Source organism: Legionella anisa, from assembly GCF_001467525.1.
Lineage (GTDB): Bacteria > Pseudomonadota > Gammaproteobacteria > Legionellales > Legionellaceae > Legionella > Legionella anisa.
The window spans coordinates 369,365-385,118 of sequence record NZ_LNXS01000029.1 but is presented as its reverse complement, the minus strand read 5'-3'; the positions used below and the strand labels follow the sequence as shown (position 1 = coordinate 385,118).

Below are 15,754 nucleotides of genomic sequence, written 5' to 3'. Positions count from 1 at the left end.
TCATGATGAAACGATTATTGACATCGAAATCAATGATCCATATAATCCGCCCCAATCTAACCGATAGTCATTTCTGTGGGTAAGAATGTCTCTTAGTGGCAAAGAAGATTTATCTTTAAAATCAGAAGAACTTGTTTTTCTCTTGGCAATCGCCGGTCGTATCGACGCGCAAAGTAGACTCCTCGCTCAAAAACTCGATAAAAATCGTTACATTTATCATGCTTATGCCATTGTAGATTCGCTAAGCTCCTCTTACAGCATGTTTAAATACTTTATGGAAGTATTTATGCGCAAAACGGATGCTGACTATATACACAAAATACTCACTTCTCCTGAAGGAATCGCTGCAATTGCCGCAGAAGCAATTTTTTTAGTGTCTTTTTCTTTCCTGGCAAGTGTTTTTGAGAAAGAAGAAAAGGATTCCATAAAAAAATTCACAGCCGCTGCTTGGCCCTATTTTCGCGATGTAATGAAAGGCATGAAAAACGCGTATAAAGGGTGGCGAAGTACAGTACAAATTTTAAGCCTGATTAGCGGGATGGACCTTAAATATATGGTTGTTCCTGTTGGATTGGTATTAGGTGTATTTGCTGCTGCAAATCGATTTTGGATACGTAGTATGCAAGAGCAGCGTAAAAAGCAAATGGATAAAAATAAAGAACTTTTAGTTGAAATCGAGCAGTTGAGTTCTTTAACATCCCTAGACCGAGAGTACTATTTATCACAAATCGAACGTCAGACTGATGAAGATCGGGTTTATGCTTATTTAGCATTAGGGACAGGTGGTTTGCTGGATGGTTTATATTTTTATGTTGGAGTGGTAAGTCTTGCTGTTCTTTCACCACATCTTCTTATTGCCATGTCAATCATTGGTGCGATTTATACACTCACCTGCGTTATTTCGCGAATTTATGAAGAATATGATTTTCAATTACGCCTCAAAGCGACTCAAACTCGATGTAAATTAGCACTCACAACCAAAGAGTTGGAATTGACTTATGCCAAATTACTCAAGTTGGAAGACATAAAAGATAAAAAAACGGGAGATTTGCTTGAAATCCAAAGATTGAAATTAGAGGTGCGTCAGTTAATTGAGAACTTTGAACAAGAGCGCCAGTTATTAAAAGATCAAACAACGCACGATTATTTAACCGCGGCTTTGTTAGGAATAAAGTATGGTTTATATGCATATGGTGTATTGACCCAAATCTTATTTACGGTTACTGCAATATGTTCTATTGCCGCAATCAGTTTCCCTCCCGCTTTATTGGCTGTATTTATCGTTTCTGGTCTGGTGTTTATGATGGGGATGATGGCCTATACTTTGTATGCCCATTATCAGCATATGCAAAAACGCGAAGCAGAGATCGAAAAAGAGCATCCTTACGACAAAATCCTGAAGATGAAGGAAAATATAGAAAAGCAAAAGGATGCAAAGATTTTAACCGCAGAGAGTTTTGATAAGTCATTAAAAGATGGGCTTAAACTGGATCCCTCGCCTCCCACTGTTATTCAAGAGTGGTTGGAAGTCATCCGTTCTCTTTTCTCTGGTTTATCTAAGGGAAATAATTTCTCCAATTTTGTAATGACCCCTTGTCAGGATGTTGATTCCGATGGAGATTATCATGATACGCCGGTAATGGGTGCATTGGCGATAGCGAGTGGCGTCTTATTTTCATTAATTCTAGGACTTCGAGCTTTGGCACGCGGATTGGGACGCCCACCTAAAGGACAGGTAATCGATACTAAAAAAGAAGGAGCGGCTCCCGGCGACGAGATGGATAAAATAAAAACCCAGTCTCAATGGGAATCACGTGAGCGTAAAAGTAAAGCCTCTGATTCCCTGTCGCGACACGATTCATTTTGGAACTTCTTTTCTTCTAGACATTCAAAGCCTAAAAAATCTGCACAAGACTCAACACTGACTCATTCATTGAGCGATAACTCTCTAAATCATTATCAATCTACTCCCGGCAGTACAATTGGGGGTTTAGATTAGGATCATTATACATTTTAAATTGATGATAAACTCTAAAAGTACGTTTTTGTGCCTTTACTTCTTCAAGTAGTTCCTTGAAACACCGAGCCAATTGTTCTAATTGCTGATTAATGATTGTTAATTTATGAGCACAATTTTTCCGGTGTTCCTCCACAACGTCTTCACGCTGGGTTTGCAGTTCCATGTGATAAGATTTCAAGGATAAAATAGAAAGCCTGTCAATGATCATTCCTGGTGATTCAGAGTGAACAGGACAAGTATGATAATCTGCGGGTTGCAGTTGGTTGAAAAGCCATTCGTCCATTGCTTCCATGCGGTTATTACGCAATTGATTGCAGCGGTCAATTTCTCGTTTCGCTTGGTATACAAACTCATATCCTTGATCATCACGACGAGCCCTATCTTCTGCGTGCCAGAGTTGATAGTTAAACGCATGATTTTCTTCAACCAAGCGATAGAATTTTTCGTGCTGATGTACGATACCCAAAGATTTCCATTGGGTGATGGAATTTTTATGGAGTGTAGTGATTTTTTCGATATTAATGCTATCGGGCATATTTTATCCTGTATCATTTGAAAATGAATACCAGTTTAACCCATACTGCATAGGGCTACAAATTAGGAGCCAAAGTACTTATTATAAATGGTTGTATAAGTTCCATCATTTTCCATTTGTAACAAGATTTTATTTATACGGTTAATGAGATCGGCATTTTTGGGAAGTGTTACGATTCCATATCCATTTCCCAGAACAATAGGCTGTCCTACAGTTTGAAAGTTCATTACTTTATTGATTGTAAGGTACTTATACATATCGATGTTCATTAGGATTACATCGACATCGTCGTTAAGTAATGCCATGATCATTAAAGAAATTTTGGGGTATTCTTTTATATTATCTTCGCTTGTATAGCGCAAAAGAACATCTTCAAGGTGGGTTGCTTTTACGACTCCTATTCTTTTGTTTTTAATGTCAGCAATTGTTTTTATATTTGAAGAATTGGTCAGGAATTGACCGTCGCTTGTCATAAAGGGTAAACTGTAAATGTAGTTTTGTGATGCGGTTGTAGGTATTGGGCCTGGTGGAAAAGTAAGATCAATGTTTCCCGAGTTCAGTTCATCCATTTGATTTTTCATGGTGATCGGTTTGTATTCGCATGTTGCATGGAGACGGTTACATATTTCATTCATCAGCTCGACACAAAAACCAAAATAATGATTGTTACCATCTACAGCAGAAAAAGGAGGTGCAGATTTCGCGACTCCTACTACAATGCTGTCGCTGTAAGCGAGAGAATTTCCCAGTAAAAGAACAATAAGAAACAGGATATGTCGAAGCAGCTTCATGCAGTTTTACCATCCTTTTCGAGCATATTTAAAATCTAGGTTGTGAGTAATTATTTGTCAAATTTAGTGACTTCTCAATAACTACGTACTTACATCCTGCGGCATATGCCTCAGAGTCAACATAAATTTTTTATCCTACGTACCGCACTTTATGCACGGTATCCATAGGAAGTACGATAAATCTGAAAGCAGTTTAAGATCTTCTGGATACCGCGCATAAAGCGCGGCACTTAGGCAGAGTGGTTATCGTTTTTGTTTATCTCAAGGATTGTCTGTGCGAGCAGATTCAGGCCAGAGATCGATTCCTAAATTCTTCGGATAAGTTGTTGAACACAAGCGGTTATTTTTGTCCTTTCTTTGCCAAGCATCTGTCTAACGCATTGGCAAAAGCGGTTTTTTCCTTGATGCTTAATGCCGCAGGGCCGCCTGAATGTTGTCCAGTTGCCCGTAACTGTTCATTCATATCTCTTAAATTTAAACGTTGTTTGATGTTGTTCTCAGTATACTCCTCTCCACGAGGATTAATTACCAATCCTTTTTGGGCAATAACTTCTGCTGCCAAGGGGATATCGGCGGTAATGACCAAATCAAAGGGTTTTAAATGGGTAATAATATAATGATCTGCACTGTCAAAGCCTTTAACGACTTGTACAAAGCGGATAAAAGGTGAATTTGGATAAGTAAGAAAGGAATTTGCCACTAAGGTCAGTGACGTTTTCGTACGCACTGCAGCACGAAATAAGACCTCCTTAATTATTTTGGGGCACGCATCGGCATCTACCCAGATATGCATATTCATTGAATTGGTCAGTGTAAATTAGAGTGATTTTAGCAAGTAAGGCTGACAAGCAACATAGGCTAATTATATAATTTTAACCTTGCTGATGTTTCGTGATGTTTCTTATTTGGGAGAAAGTAATGAGAGTTTTCGCTTTTTTTTGTTTTTTACTGTTATCTTTTTATGTTGCAGCTGCAGAATCGACTCTGCCTGTTGGATGTCAGGCTGTTGCTGTTCAGGGTGAATCAGTGACATTACGCGCTAAAAAAAGCAGTTTGGTATTTATTCATAATATCGCTTCTGCAGATGTATGGATTACGCATCCGGTTACTAATCCCAGTGCCAGTGCGGGTTGGACAACACGATTACAAGGTGGAAATTGGTCTGCATTGGCTCTGCATAAAGGCCCGTTTGTTTTAAATTGTATTGAGTCCAAGCCTGGCCACGAACAACAGGCACCTTGTGAAGGCCTCATTGCTGTCTGTAAATGGAAAGGGGTGAAAATTCCTGCTCAAGGTAAAAGCAGTACGTTCTGGGCAGCAGAAGATATGTCTTTATCTGCATTGACTGCCGCGGTAGGCGCACGAGGGTTTGTGATTCCTGTACCTAAGAAATCATAAGTAAGCAGTTGACAGTAATTCCGGTTATCAATTGAGGAGGATGTAGGATGTATATGAAGTTATTTGATCAAAAACAAGACAAAAAAGAGGATAAGGAAAAACGAATCCAGTTTGTGCATAACGTTTATTCTGTATTATCTCGTGACCCATCAATGAGTGAAGAGATGAAACGGCAGGTATTGATTGGTTCGTTGCTGCAAACAAATCTCTCTGCAAAAGAGATTCAAGAAGATATATTAAAGAGATACACACCCGGTAATAACGGCTAAAGGTTTGTGAAAGCCCTCTAGGAAGAGGGATTTTGCTGACGCTTTTCTTAGGGAGAGTTGCTGGTGGTTGACCACTTATCTTGCTACTTTCATTGATAAGTGGTAGAACTGAGCAAATGATGTATACCTTACATATGATGACAACACAATACAAACAGGAAAAGCGGTGAGCAAAAAACCAAAAGATCCCTATTATGAACGGGAAAGTGAAAAATATACCGATCCTGTCCCAAGTCGCGAATTCGTTATAGAAATTCTTAACGAATACGGCAAGCCCATGTCGCGTAACCAATTATTCGATAAACTCCATATAAGTGATGAACGCAAGCAAGAATCTATGGGGTTTAGGCTGAAGGCCATGCTGCGTGACGGACAGATCATGCAAGATCGGCGCGGCCGATTTTGTCTTATGCAAAGAATTAATCTATCACGCGGTACTGTTCAAGCACATCCTGATGGTTTTGGTTTTTTTATTCCTGATGATGGTTCAGAAGATATGTTTTTGTCCGCTAAAGAAATGCGGGCAGTGATGCATGGAGACCTTGTTCTTGCCTATCAGATAGGTGTGGATCGGCGAGGAAGACCCGAGGCAAAAATCCATGAAGTTATTGAGCATGCCAATGCCACTGTTGTAGGACGATTTTTTACTGATCATGGGGTTAGTTTTGTATTGCCTGATAGCAAACATTTAACCCAAGATATCTCTATTCCCCAAGAAATGATCAATGGAGCTAAGAACGGTCAAATTGTTTTGGTCGAATTAATTACTTTTCCCAGTAAACGAACACAAGCTATTGGTAAGGTGATTCATGTTTTAGGCGAACATATGGCTCCAGGCATGGAAATTCAAGTTGCACTTTATGCACATGGAATTCCCTTCGAATGGCCAGAGGATGTGAGTATTGAAGTTGCAAAGATTCCACAGCATGTTACTGAAGACCAAATCAAGGGACGCACGGATCTCCGTAGTCTCCCTTTTGTTACGATTGATGGGGAAGATGCTAAAGATTTTGATGACGCAGTTTATTGTTATAAGAAGCCAAATGGCGGTTTTCAATTGTATGTTGCAATTGCGGATGTCAGTAATTATGTGAAGCAGGATTCTGCACTGGATAAGGAGGCTGCGCGCCGTGGTAATTCGGTTTATTTCCCGGGAAAAGTAATCCCCATGTTACCTGAGGCTTTATCCAATGGCTTATGTTCTTTAAATCCTCATGTGGATCGCCTGTGTATGGTAGCTGAAATGGCTATCAGTAATGATGGTAAGATATCGCGCTCTCGGTTTTATCGTGCTGTCATTCATTCACATGCTCGATTGACCTATACTCAGGTTGGCTCTTGGCTTGAGCAAGGTACTACAGACGAAAAACATGCTTCTTTATGGCCTACGTTGGAAGCTCTTTATAGTTTGTATCAGATTTTATTGGTTACCCGTAAGCTTCGCGGCGCTATGGATTTCGAGACCACAGAAACGCGCATCGAATTTGATGAAAATAAAAAAATTCAATGCATTGTTCCGGTAATCCGTAATGATGCGCATAAATTGATCGAAGAGTGTATGTTGGCTGCGAATGTCGCTACAGCACGATTTTTGGAAAAGGCTGAGATTCCTACACTTTATCGTGTGCATGCTGTTCCCGAAGAGGATAAAATTACTGCATTAAGACAGTTTTTAGGTGAATTAGGATTGCAATTAAGTGGTGGCAAAAAACCTGGACCAAAAGATTTTCAGCGTACTATGAATGCTATCGAAGATCGACCTGATAGACATCTTATTGAAACAGTGATGCTCCGTTCACTGAAACAAGCGCATTATATTGAAGCGAATGAAGGACATTTTGGCCTTGCCTATTCTGCCTATACTCATTTTACTTCGCCTATCAGACGTTACCCCGATTTGTTAATTCATCGTGCACTAGGTCATTTATTAGATAATCAACCCGTTTATGAATTTAGTTATACCCACGAAGATATGAATCGATTGGGGAAACATTCATCTATGACTGAGCGTCGTGCTGATGAGGCGACACGCGAAGTAATCGCTTGGTTAAAATGTGAATACATGCAAGATAAATTAGGGCAGGTCTTCAAAGGGCGAATTTCTGCGGTGACCAGTTTTGGAATTTTTGTTGAACTGGATGACATTTATGTTGAAGGTTTGGTCCATGTTACTTCTTTAAAAAATGATTACTATACTTTTGACTCTGTAAAACATCGTCTGACTGGGGCGCGGGGTGGTCATGTGTATCATTTGGGAGACAAAATGACGGTTTTGGTAGCCCGGGTTGATTTAGATGAGCGTAAAATTGATTTTGAGCCAGTAGAGGAAGCAGTCAGTCATGAGTGAGCAGTATGTCTATGGGGTACATGCGGTTTCTGCTTTGTTAACTAACCCGCATCGAGTAACTAAAAAACTCTATATCAGTGAAGACCGGGTGGACAAACGGCTGCAAGATATTATTGATAAAGCGCTGCAAGCACACATCAATATTGAAAAATTAAGTATGCAAAAAATGAACCAGCGCTTTGCGGATTTTGCGCATCAAGGCGTGGTAGCAAGTGCATCTTCATTACCCGATTACAATCAATCTCATTTACTTGCATTATTGGAGTCCAGTAAACAACCTGCTTTGATTCTCATCCTGGATGGAGTCACTGACCCACATAATTTAGGAGCATGCTTGCGTACTGCAGATGCAACCGGTGTTGATTTTGTGGTGATCCCTAAAGACAAAAGTGCCAGCATTACTCCTGTAGTAAGCAAGGTTGCATGTGGCGCAGCGGAGTCGGTGCCTTTGGCGAGAGTAACTAATTTAGTACGTAGCATGGAACTTTTAAAAGAGCACGGTGTCTGGATCTATGGTGCGGCTGGCGAGGCAACCAGCTCCTTATATCAAACAAATTGTGCTGGAAATGTCGCAATTGTGATGGGAGCAGAAGGTGAAGGATTGCGTCGATTGACACGCGAACACTGTGACGGTTTATTTTCTTTACCTATGTTAGGCAGTGTAGCCAGTTTAAATGTTTCTGTTGCCACCGGCGTTTCTTTATATGAAATTGTAAGGCAAAGAAAGGGGAGTACTTCTTAATGAGTGAATTAAAAATAAAAGCGGCAAAAGCTGCATTGCAATACATCGAAGACGATATGGTGGTTGGTGTAGGTACTGGATCTACAGTAAATTTTTTTATTAAAGAACTGGCTACTATAAAGCATAGAATTGATGCGTGCGTATCGAGTTCCAAAGCGACAGAAGCTTTATTACGGCAAGAAGGTATTCCTGTTATTGATTTAAACTCAGTACAAGATTTACCGATTTATATTGATGGTGCTGATGAAGTGACTGAGCATGGCGAAATGATTAAGGGAGGCGGTGGTGCTCATACCCGCGAAAAAATTGTAGCCCAGGTAGCAGAAAAATTTATTTGTATTGTGGATGATTCAAAGTTTGTAAATCATTTGGGAAATTTTCCAGTTGCTGTTGAGGTGATTCCACTGGCACGAAGTATGGTTGCTCGGAAGTTAGTTCAATTAGGTGGTGACCCTGAATATAGAGAAGGTTTCATAACTGATAATGGTAATATTATTCTTGATGTGTTCAATTTAACAATCAATGAACCTATGGATATGGAAGATCGCATTAATCGAATTACCGGAGTTGTGGAAAACGGGATATTTGCGCATCGTGCAGCAGATATTATTTTGCTCGCTTCTCAGGATGGTGTGAAGCGCGTGAAATAGATTAATAGAATGTAGATAAATCGCGGCTAATCGGCGTATAGACGACTACGGTATTCCCGGGTTACGCTTCGCTGCACCCAGGCTACTTTATAAAGGTTTTAGGCTAATGAATGAACATAAAGTTTATGTAAACCGAATTCTGAATATGAAAAAAATCAAGTTGATTGGTCTGGACATGGATCATACCTTGATTCGTTATAATTCTGAGAATTTTGAGTCTTTGGTTTACCAACTCGTTAAAGAACAGTTGGTAGAGGTAAAACATTATCCTGAACAAATTAAAAAATTGAATTTTAATTATCACGATGCGATTCGTGGTTTGGTCATTGATAGTAAAAACGGCAATATTTTAAAGTTAAGTCGTTATGGTGCAATTCGCCAAAGCTATCATGGCACAAAACCGATTGATTTTGCGGAACAGCAAAAAATTTATCGAAGTATTTATGTTGATTTGGGTGATTCTAACTACATGGCTATAGATACAGCTTTTTCGATTGCTTTCTGTGTTCTCTATGGTCAATTAGTTGATTTAAAGGATTCATTGTATCCTGAGGAAATACCCAGTTATCAAACCATCGCACAAGACGTTCAATTTTGCGTGGATAAAGTTCATTCTGACGGCAGTTTAAAAACAATTATTAGTAAAAATTTGCCTACCTATGTTATTAAGGAGCGTGCACTGGTTGAGGGCTTGAAGCATTTCATTCACCATGGCAAAAAAATATTTATTCTCACAAATTCCGATTATTCCTATACAAAACTATTATTGGAATATGCAATCAACCCTTTTTTGAATAGAGGTGAAAGCTGGATCAATTTATTTGAATTTGTCATTACACTCGCCAATAAACCACGCTTTTTTTACGATAATCTGCGTTTTTTATCAATACATCCTGCTATTGGAACAATGACGAATACAATGGGACCAATAGTTCCAGGCGTGTACCAAGGTGGTAATGCCAAAAAATTTACCGAAGATTTGCATGTCCGCGGCGATGAGATTCTTTATATTGGCGATCACATCTATGGCGATATCTTAAGGTTAAAAAAAGATTGCAATTGGCGAACCGCTTTGGTTGTTGAAGAGCTCGGCGAAGAAATAGCTGCACAAGCACGGGCAATGCCTATAGAGAAAAAAATCAGTGAAGCAATGGAAATAAAAAAGGATTTAGAAAAGCAATACGTCAATTTATACACAAAAATGATTGATGAAGGTTCAAAACAATACAGCCTTGAAATACAAGAATTGCAGGCGCAAATCAGTAGGATTGATGCACAACTTACTAAATTGTTAAAAGAACAACAAACCTATTTTAATCCAAAATGGGAACGTATTTTTCGCGCTGGAGCGGAGGAAAGTTATTTTGCCTATCAAGTCGATCGCTTTGCTTGTATTTATATGGAAAAACTTTCTGATTTATTGGAATACTCTCCTGCCACTTATTTCCGTGCGAACAGGCGACTATTAGCACATGATGTTGAGGTATAAGTTTTTTTCTCAAAAAAACGCACAAAGTGCGTTCGGTAAAAATTGGCCCGACTCAGCAAAATTTCGGGGAGGGTTATGACAGTACCTATCGATGTTTCACTTGTACGTAGATTGATTGATTCACAATTTCCACAATGGTCTGATTTACCCATTAAACCTGTAGCGTCCAGCGGTTGGGATAACAGAACGTTTCATTTAGGCATTGAAATGACCGTTCGGCTTCCAAGTGCACCATTTTATGCCTTGCAGGTAGAGAAAGAACAGTTCTGGTTACCGTATCTTGCGCCTCATTTGTCTTTACCGATTCCTACACCTCTAGCCAAAGGAGAGCCTGCAGCGGACTATCCTTGGCATTGGTCAATTTATCGATGGATTGAGGGACAAACCGCATCAATTGAGCGAATTAAGGATATGGAGTTATTCGCCACTGATTTAGCCCAATTTTTGTTGGAATTACAAAAAATTGATGCCGAGGGGGGGCCTGCGGCGGGTGAGCACAGTTTCTATCGTGGAGGGCCACTGTCAACTTATAATGCTGAGGTACACGAAGCAATTAAAATTTTGGGTAAACATACTGATATCGAGACTCTTTCTTTAATGTGGTCTGAGGCGCTAAGTGATCCTTGGCAAGGTGATCCCGTTTGGATTCATGGAGATATTGCTGTAGGCAATTTATTAGTCAAAGAAGGACGTCTCTGTGCCGTGATTGATTTTGGTCAATTAGCGATTGGGGATCCTGCATGTGACTTGGTAATTGCTTGGACTTTTTTTAAAGAGAAAAGTCGCAATACATTTCGTAAAGTACTTCAACTTGATACAGCAACATGGGCACGTGCTCGCGGATGGGCGTTATGGAAGGCTCTGATTGTTTGTGCCAAATTACCAGGCACTAATCCATTGGATATTGAAAAGTCCTGGAAAGTAATCAAAGAGATAATTTCGGATTATAATATAACAAATAAATAAGTAGATATTATGGAGTTAATTATATAAGGAAAGCCCATGTTAACCGTGAAACAATTGAAAAGAGTTATTCTTGCTTTTTGTTTAGTAGGAGTCACTGTATTTGTCAGCTCGTGTAATGTCGATCAACCCCCGATTTCTACTAATAATGAAAAGGGGTATGGTGGAGATGGTGGCGGCCGTTAGAACCTAGTGAGGAACGGGCAACTATGCCCGTTCGGGCAGGATTCAATAATGACTTCAATGTGATTATTTTAATTACTGGATTACATTTCTTAATGTTTGCAGGCTAATATTAGCGCCACTTAATACAACTACTGCGTTTTTGCCTTGATAATATGGAGCGCATTTTAAAAATGCAGCCAAAGCTACGCCAGCAGCACCTTCGACTAAGAGGTGCTGGGTTTTCAATACCGTAAGTAGCGCAGAGCGAATTTCGTTTTCAGAGACTAAAACAAAATCATCAACGTACTCGCGACATAGATCAAAGGTTATTGAATCAGGCTCCATTCCTCCTGCTGTAGCATCGGATAAAGTGGCTAAGGTTTCCATGGAAATAATTTTTCCTGCTTTAATCGACTCTGACATGACCGGAGAATTTTCGGGTAAACATCCAATAATTTTTGTTTTAGGAGAAACTGCTTTAATATACCCTGCAATTCCGCTAATTAATCCTCCCCCGCCTACAGGGATAAAAATAACATCTATAGAATCCAGTTGGCGCATGAGCTCAATACCAATGGTACCCTGGCCCGCAATTACTTGCGTATTATTATAGGGCGACACGTAAACCATATCGTGCTGCTGTGCATAGTTTATTGCCTGTAATTCGGTTTCGACGCAATCCTTTCCATAAAGCCTAAGTGGAACATTATAAAAACTAATATTTTCCTTTTTTACAGGAGACACATGTTCAGGTACAAAAATAACTCCTGGAAGATTTAATTGATGCAGTCCATATGCAATCGCTGCCCCATGATTTCCAGTTGATGCTGCTACAATGCCATTTTTCTGGTCTTTTTTTAGAGAGAGTAACGCATTAAGTGCTCCTCGTACTTTAAATGAACCTGTGTATTGTAAGTTTTCACATTTTAAATACAGGCTTACATGGGTAAGTTTGCTTAGCGGTATAGAGAAATCCAAAGGTGTTTCACGAATATGGCTACGAATTCGATTTTCAGCTTTAAGTACCTCAGTTTTTACATCAAACATTCATTTTTCTCCCAAGGACTGATGTAGATAATTATAAATAGTGGCTCGCGACACATAAATAGAAAATAAATTTTTTCAAAAAATAATTTCTTAATTCTTCCTTAAGGTTTGATCTTTATACTTAATGATGAACTAACAGGGAGCCTGGACGCGATGCGTGTATTAATTATTGAAGACAACGCTTTTAATGCATTTTGCTTGTCTCGACTATTAGAGTCAGTTATTTCTTCAGTAGCAATAGATGTTGTAAGTAATAGTCAGGATGCCCTGTCTTTTATAGACACTCATGTGCCGGATTTGGTTGTCATTGATGGTGAGTTGAATTTGATTGACGAATTTTCTACTCATGGACCACAACTTGCAGCAGTCATACTGCAAAAATATCCTCATCTCCCTCTTATTACCTGGTCAGATTCTGAATTTATGCGTGGCGCATTTGCTAAAGTTTTGATTCAGTATAATCGTTTAGTGAATGAGTACAATACTTGGAATAAAACCGTGAGTCCAGAATGTATTCAAAAAACCTGGGCGTATTATTTTGATGAATCGGTGGCTGAAAAACACGCTTTTTCACATATAACACGTTCTAAAAGACAAGCCAGCTATCACCTTTGATTGTATAGCACCACCCACTAACTTCGATACATCGTTGCAAGCTCGTTCGGCTCAGTCATGTACTTGAGTACACTCCTTCACCTCACTTTTCTTGCGCCTTGTCTAGAACTTAGTGGGTGACGCTATATCATCTGGCTTGGTAATCTATTATTTCAGAGCTGATATCAACGTAAAATCAGCATGCATCTGAAACACGCGCTATAATTAAGTTATCCCATTTCTGTGACGTATCAATAATCTATTTTTAAGGAAACTATGATGATGGACTATGACCGGACACAGAGTCTCTCCGATCACAAAAGAGTACGTAAAAATAAAAAAATTGATGAAAAAACAGAGAGTCTTGGTTCCTTTGAGCAACCATTAAAAGAGGCTAAAAAAAACCAGAGAAAAACTCGAACAAAAAAGAGTTTATTCGACCAAGAGGTACAGACTATTAAAACAGAAGAAACATTTTATACAAAAAGTATGCTGCAAAACATTCTGGACAGCTCTGTCGAATATTCTATCGTAGGAATGGACTTACAGGGAAAAATAATCTTATGGAATGAAGGTGCTTCCCGTAATTATGGATATACTGCCCCTGAGATGGTGAATAAAAAAAATATTTTTGTACTCCATACACGTGAAGACAATAAATCTGGAGCTGCTCAGGAGTTTATGAACAGAGCATTAGAAAAGGGAAATGCGGAAGAAGTGTTCGAACGTGTTCGTAAAGATCGCTCGCATTTTATTGCTGCAGTCACCCTGACAGTACGTCGGGATGATAGGGGTAATCCTGTTGGCTACGTTATGATTTCTAAAGATATTACAGAAGCGAAGCGAATCGAAAACCAACTGCTTAAGACGAATGAGGAGTTAGAGCAATTTGCTTACATCGCATCACATGATTTAAAAGCTCCTTTACGGGCTATTGAACGATTAGCTACCTGGCTGGAAGAGGATAATGCCGATAAATTGGATGATAAATCAAAAGAGCATTTGGCCTTATTACGTCAACGTACTTTACGCTTAGCGAATTTAATTGATGGAATATTACAATATTCACGAGCGGGTCGTTTGGATTTGAATGTCGAGCGTGTGAATACCAAAGAAATTCTGAAAGATATCATTGAAAATCTTAATTCGGAGGGGCGATTTGAAGTGCATTATCCTAAACGCCTCCCGATTTTTAAAACTCCCAAAATTCCATTGATGCAAGTATTCTCTAATATACTTGGTAATAGTTTTAAACATCATCATCGAAAAAAGGGGACGATCACAATCGAAGTGGATACATTGGGTGCATTTTACTTGTTTACTATTAAAGATGATGGCCCAGGGATTGCACCTGAATTTTTTAATAAGATTTTCGTAGTTTTTCAGACGCTCAAAGCAAGGGATGAGTTGGAGTCTACGGGTATCGGCTTGAGTATTGTTAAAAAAATTGTCGAATCTCAGGGCGGAAAAGTGATGGTTCAGTCTCAGGTAGGACATGGTACTACGATGTCTTTTACTTGGCCTAAGCAAATCAAAAAAAGAACGCGTTCAATTAATTGAACATCAATAAGAAATTGTGAGCGCATTAACTCGTATTTTTGCTAGGAAACTCAAGTAGATTCCAATAGTGATGCAATGATGAAATCATTTCCATAAATTCTGAAACTTGAAATGGCTTTACAATATAACCAGCAGCATTCAAATTATATGCATCTATTTTATCTTTTTCACTATTTGAAGTAGTAAGAATAAAAACCAGTAGTGATTTTAATTTTTTATTTGTGCGGATATTTTTCATGAATTCTATGCCATTCATTTTAGGCATATTAATATCCAGAATAATTATTTTGGGCGTTGGCTTTAATTTTTTTTCTCCATTGATACCCAATAATTTATTTAATGCATCTACCCCATTTGTTGCTATATGCAGTGGATTATTGATTTTATTTTTTTTAAACGTTCTTTGTATGTCTTTGATATCAATTTCATCGTCATCCACAAGCATAAAATTAACGGAATTATCTAATTCATACATTTTTTATTCCTTCAACCAATTTAATATAGATTATAGGCAATAAATTTAAAATTTTCACAAAATGACTTTTATTGATACTATAATTAACATATGAATTCAATGTAATGAATGCAAGTCTTTTTAGATAAACTACTTCCTGATTGCCGTGAGTTTTTAAGTTCCATTTAAAAGCAGATGAACGCGGTAGGAGAATGACTATGGGATCCCACGAAAACATCGTTGATATATTGTATATTGAAGATGATATTGTTGATGTTGAGGGCGTGAAGCGAATATTTAAAAAAGTTAAAGAGTCATGTGCTATTGAGGTTGCTTCAAATGGTGAAGAAGCCTTAAATAAACTGTATGGACGGGAAGGGCAAGATAAAATTCTTCCAAAAGTAATTCTCCTTGATATTAATGTTCCCAAAGTAAATGGGATTGATTTGCTGAAAATTATTCGTAAAGATCCATCATTGGCATTTACTGAGGTATTCATTTTGACCAATGCTTATACAAAAGAGGATAAGCTGGCAATCAAAGATCTCAATGTGAGAGGACAAATCGTTAAACCCCTTGAATATGGTGATGCATTGAATATTTATTGGGCAACGCATCATGCATAAAATGAGAGATTACATGTTTTATTTGCTCTTTTCAAAGCATGGTAGCCTGGGTGCAGCGCAGCGAAACCCGGGTTCCGCTGCGCTGCACCTAGGCTACCATACGG

Annotated in this window: 17 protein-coding genes; 12 read left to right on the top strand and 5 right to left on the bottom strand. The window is 38.8% G+C overall.

Translation table 11 applies throughout. The features are described from left to right. Positions 1–85 precede the first annotated feature (85 nt). Complete coding sequence (locus Lani_RS10860) at positions 86–1,999, top strand: hypothetical protein (protein WP_019232583.1); 1,914 nt, start codon at positions 86–88, stop codon at positions 1,997–1,999. Here the strand turns inward: Lani_RS10860 and Lani_RS10855 are convergent. The 3 genes from Lani_RS10855 to Lani_RS10845 all read right to left on the bottom strand — a co-directional run bounded on the left by Lani_RS10855 (position 1,965) and on the right by Lani_RS10845 (position 4,139). Beyond that, a complete protein-coding gene (locus Lani_RS10855; protein ID WP_019232582.1) occupies positions 1,965–2,555 on the bottom strand; it encodes a DUF4254 domain-containing protein in 591 nt (196 codons plus the stop codon). The two genes, Lani_RS10860 and Lani_RS10855, sit on opposite strands and share 35 nt — an antisense overlap. 62 nt (positions 2,556–2,617) lie before the next feature. Then, on the bottom strand, positions 2,618–3,346 hold the full coding sequence (locus tag Lani_RS10850; RefSeq protein WP_019232581.1) for a transporter substrate-binding domain-containing protein: 729 nt from the start codon (positions 3,344–3,346) through the stop codon (positions 2,618–2,620). Positions 3,347–3,686: 340 nt separating this feature from the next. Continuing rightward, on the bottom strand, positions 3,687–4,139 hold the full coding sequence (locus tag Lani_RS10845; RefSeq protein ID WP_019232580.1) for a YaiI/YqxD family protein: 453 nt from the start codon (positions 4,137–4,139) through the stop codon (positions 3,687–3,689). A gap of 125 nt (positions 4,140–4,264) precedes the next feature. On the opposite strand from Lani_RS10845, the gene Lani_RS10840 reads away from it, so the two are divergent. The 8 genes from Lani_RS10840 (at position 4,265) to Lani_RS20470 (ending at position 11,390) form a co-directional block, all read left to right on the top strand. Further along, positions 4,265–4,744 carry a hypothetical protein gene (locus Lani_RS10840; protein ID WP_019232579.1) on the top strand — a complete coding sequence of 160 codons (480 nt, stop codon included), beginning with the start codon at positions 4,265–4,267 and terminating at the stop codon, positions 4,742–4,744. Positions 4,745–4,791: 47 nt separating this feature from the next. Continuing rightward, positions 4,792–5,013 (top strand): hypothetical protein, encoded by a 222-nt coding sequence (locus tag Lani_RS10835; RefSeq protein ID WP_019232578.1) that lies wholly within the window; start codon positions 4,792–4,794, stop codon positions 5,011–5,013. 166 nt (positions 5,014–5,179) lie between these two features. Beyond that, positions 5,180–7,360, top strand: coding sequence for a ribonuclease R (gene rnr / locus Lani_RS10830; protein ID WP_019232577.1), 2,181 nt, complete (start codon positions 5,180–5,182; stop codon positions 7,358–7,360). Then, positions 7,353–8,102, top strand: coding sequence for a 23S rRNA (guanosine(2251)-2'-O)-methyltransferase RlmB (gene rlmB, locus Lani_RS10825; RefSeq protein WP_019232576.1), 750 nt, complete (start codon positions 7,353–7,355; stop codon positions 8,100–8,102). Before rnr ends, rlmB begins: the two co-directional genes overlap by 8 nt. Then, positions 8,102–8,752 carry a ribose-5-phosphate isomerase RpiA gene (gene rpiA / locus Lani_RS10820; protein WP_019232575.1) on the top strand — a complete coding sequence of 217 codons (651 nt, stop codon included), beginning with the start codon at positions 8,102–8,104 and terminating at the stop codon, positions 8,750–8,752. The genes rlmB and rpiA overlap by 1 nt, the downstream gene beginning before the upstream one ends. A gap of 106 nt (positions 8,753–8,858) precedes the next feature. After that, entirely contained in the window at positions 8,859–10,241 is a 1,383-nt protein-coding gene (locus Lani_RS10815) for an HAD-IG family 5'-nucleotidase (RefSeq protein WP_019232574.1), read from the top strand. Between the two features lie 75 nt (positions 10,242–10,316). After that, positions 10,317–11,207, top strand: a complete 891-nt coding sequence (locus Lani_RS10810) for an aminoglycoside phosphotransferase family protein (RefSeq protein WP_019232573.1) — start codon at positions 10,317–10,319, stop codon at positions 11,205–11,207. Positions 11,208–11,243: 36 nt separating this feature from the next. Then, positions 11,244–11,390: a hypothetical protein gene (locus tag Lani_RS20470; protein ID WP_019232572.1), complete on the top strand. Its 147-nt coding sequence runs from the start codon at positions 11,244–11,246 to the stop codon at positions 11,388–11,390. 72 nt (positions 11,391–11,462) lie between these two features. On the opposite strand, the gene Lani_RS10805 is transcribed toward Lani_RS20470, so the two are convergent. Next, positions 11,463–12,416: a threonine/serine dehydratase gene (locus Lani_RS10805; protein WP_019232571.1), complete on the bottom strand. Its 954-nt coding sequence runs from the start codon at positions 12,414–12,416 to the stop codon at positions 11,463–11,465. A gap of 153 nt (positions 12,417–12,569) precedes the next feature. On the opposite strand from Lani_RS10805, the gene Lani_RS10800 reads away from it, so the two are divergent. Both Lani_RS10800 and Lani_RS10795 read left to right on the top strand, forming a co-directional pair. Then, positions 12,570–13,031 (top strand): response regulator, encoded by a 462-nt coding sequence (locus tag Lani_RS10800; protein WP_019232570.1) that lies wholly within the window; start codon positions 12,570–12,572, stop codon positions 13,029–13,031. Positions 13,032–13,289: 258 nt separating this feature from the next. After that, positions 13,290–14,570: a sensor histidine kinase gene (locus Lani_RS10795; RefSeq protein WP_019232569.1), complete on the top strand. Its 1,281-nt coding sequence runs from the start codon at positions 13,290–13,292 to the stop codon at positions 14,568–14,570. A gap of 25 nt (positions 14,571–14,595) precedes the next feature. On the opposite strand, the gene Lani_RS10790 is transcribed toward Lani_RS10795, so the two are convergent. Then, entirely contained in the window at positions 14,596–15,045 is a 450-nt protein-coding gene (locus Lani_RS10790; RefSeq protein WP_058388548.1) for a response regulator, read from the bottom strand. A 197-nt stretch (positions 15,046–15,242) separates the two neighbouring features. Between Lani_RS10790 and Lani_RS10785 the strand changes: the two genes are divergently transcribed. Beyond that, entirely contained in the window at positions 15,243–15,650 is a 408-nt protein-coding gene (locus Lani_RS10785; protein ID WP_019232566.1) for a response regulator, read from the top strand. Positions 15,651–15,754 lie beyond the last annotated feature (104 nt).

What these genes read in the sequence shown, in the direction of transcription:
- rlmB (WP_019232576.1), top strand. Translation starts at nt 7,353, where the DNA reads ATGAGTGAGCAGTATGTCTATGGGGTACATGCGGTTTCTGCTTTGTTA.
- Lani_RS10805 (WP_019232571.1), bottom strand. Translation starts at nt 12,416, where the DNA reads ATGTTTGATGTAAAAACTGAGGTACTTAAAGCTGAAAATCGAATTCGT.
- Lani_RS10835 (WP_019232578.1), top strand. Translation starts at nt 4,792, where the DNA reads ATGTATATGAAGTTATTTGATCAAAAACAAGACAAAAAAGAGGATAAG.
- Lani_RS10800 (WP_019232570.1), top strand. Translation starts at nt 12,570, where the DNA reads ATGCGTGTATTAATTATTGAAGACAACGCTTTTAATGCATTTTGCTTG.
- Lani_RS10840 (WP_019232579.1), top strand. Translation starts at nt 4,265, where the DNA reads ATGAGAGTTTTCGCTTTTTTTTGTTTTTTACTGTTATCTTTTTATGTT.
- Lani_RS10850 (WP_019232581.1), bottom strand. Translation starts at nt 3,346, where the DNA reads ATGAAGCTGCTTCGACATATCCTGTTTCTTATTGTTCTTTTACTGGGA.
- Lani_RS10790 (WP_058388548.1), bottom strand. Translation starts at nt 15,045, where the DNA reads ATGTATGAATTAGATAATTCCGTTAATTTTATGCTTGTGGATGACGAT.
- Lani_RS10845 (WP_019232580.1), bottom strand. Translation starts at nt 4,139, where the DNA reads ATGCATATCTGGGTAGATGCCGATGCGTGCCCCAAAATAATTAAGGAG.
- Lani_RS10860 (WP_019232583.1), top strand. Translation starts at nt 86, where the DNA reads ATGTCTCTTAGTGGCAAAGAAGATTTATCTTTAAAATCAGAAGAACTT.
- rpiA (WP_019232575.1), top strand. Translation starts at nt 8,102, where the DNA reads ATGAGTGAATTAAAAATAAAAGCGGCAAAAGCTGCATTGCAATACATC.
- Lani_RS10815 (WP_019232574.1), top strand. Translation starts at nt 8,859, where the DNA reads ATGAATGAACATAAAGTTTATGTAAACCGAATTCTGAATATGAAAAAA.
- Lani_RS20470 (WP_019232572.1), top strand. Translation starts at nt 11,244, where the DNA reads ATGTTAACCGTGAAACAATTGAAAAGAGTTATTCTTGCTTTTTGTTTA.
- Lani_RS10795 (WP_019232569.1), top strand. Translation starts at nt 13,290, where the DNA reads ATGATGGACTATGACCGGACACAGAGTCTCTCCGATCACAAAAGAGTA.
- Lani_RS10785 (WP_019232566.1), top strand. Translation starts at nt 15,243, where the DNA reads ATGGGATCCCACGAAAACATCGTTGATATATTGTATATTGAAGATGAT.
- Lani_RS10810 (WP_019232573.1), top strand. Translation starts at nt 10,317, where the DNA reads ATGACAGTACCTATCGATGTTTCACTTGTACGTAGATTGATTGATTCA.
- Lani_RS10855 (WP_019232582.1), bottom strand. Translation starts at nt 2,555, where the DNA reads ATGCCCGATAGCATTAATATCGAAAAAATCACTACACTCCATAAAAAT.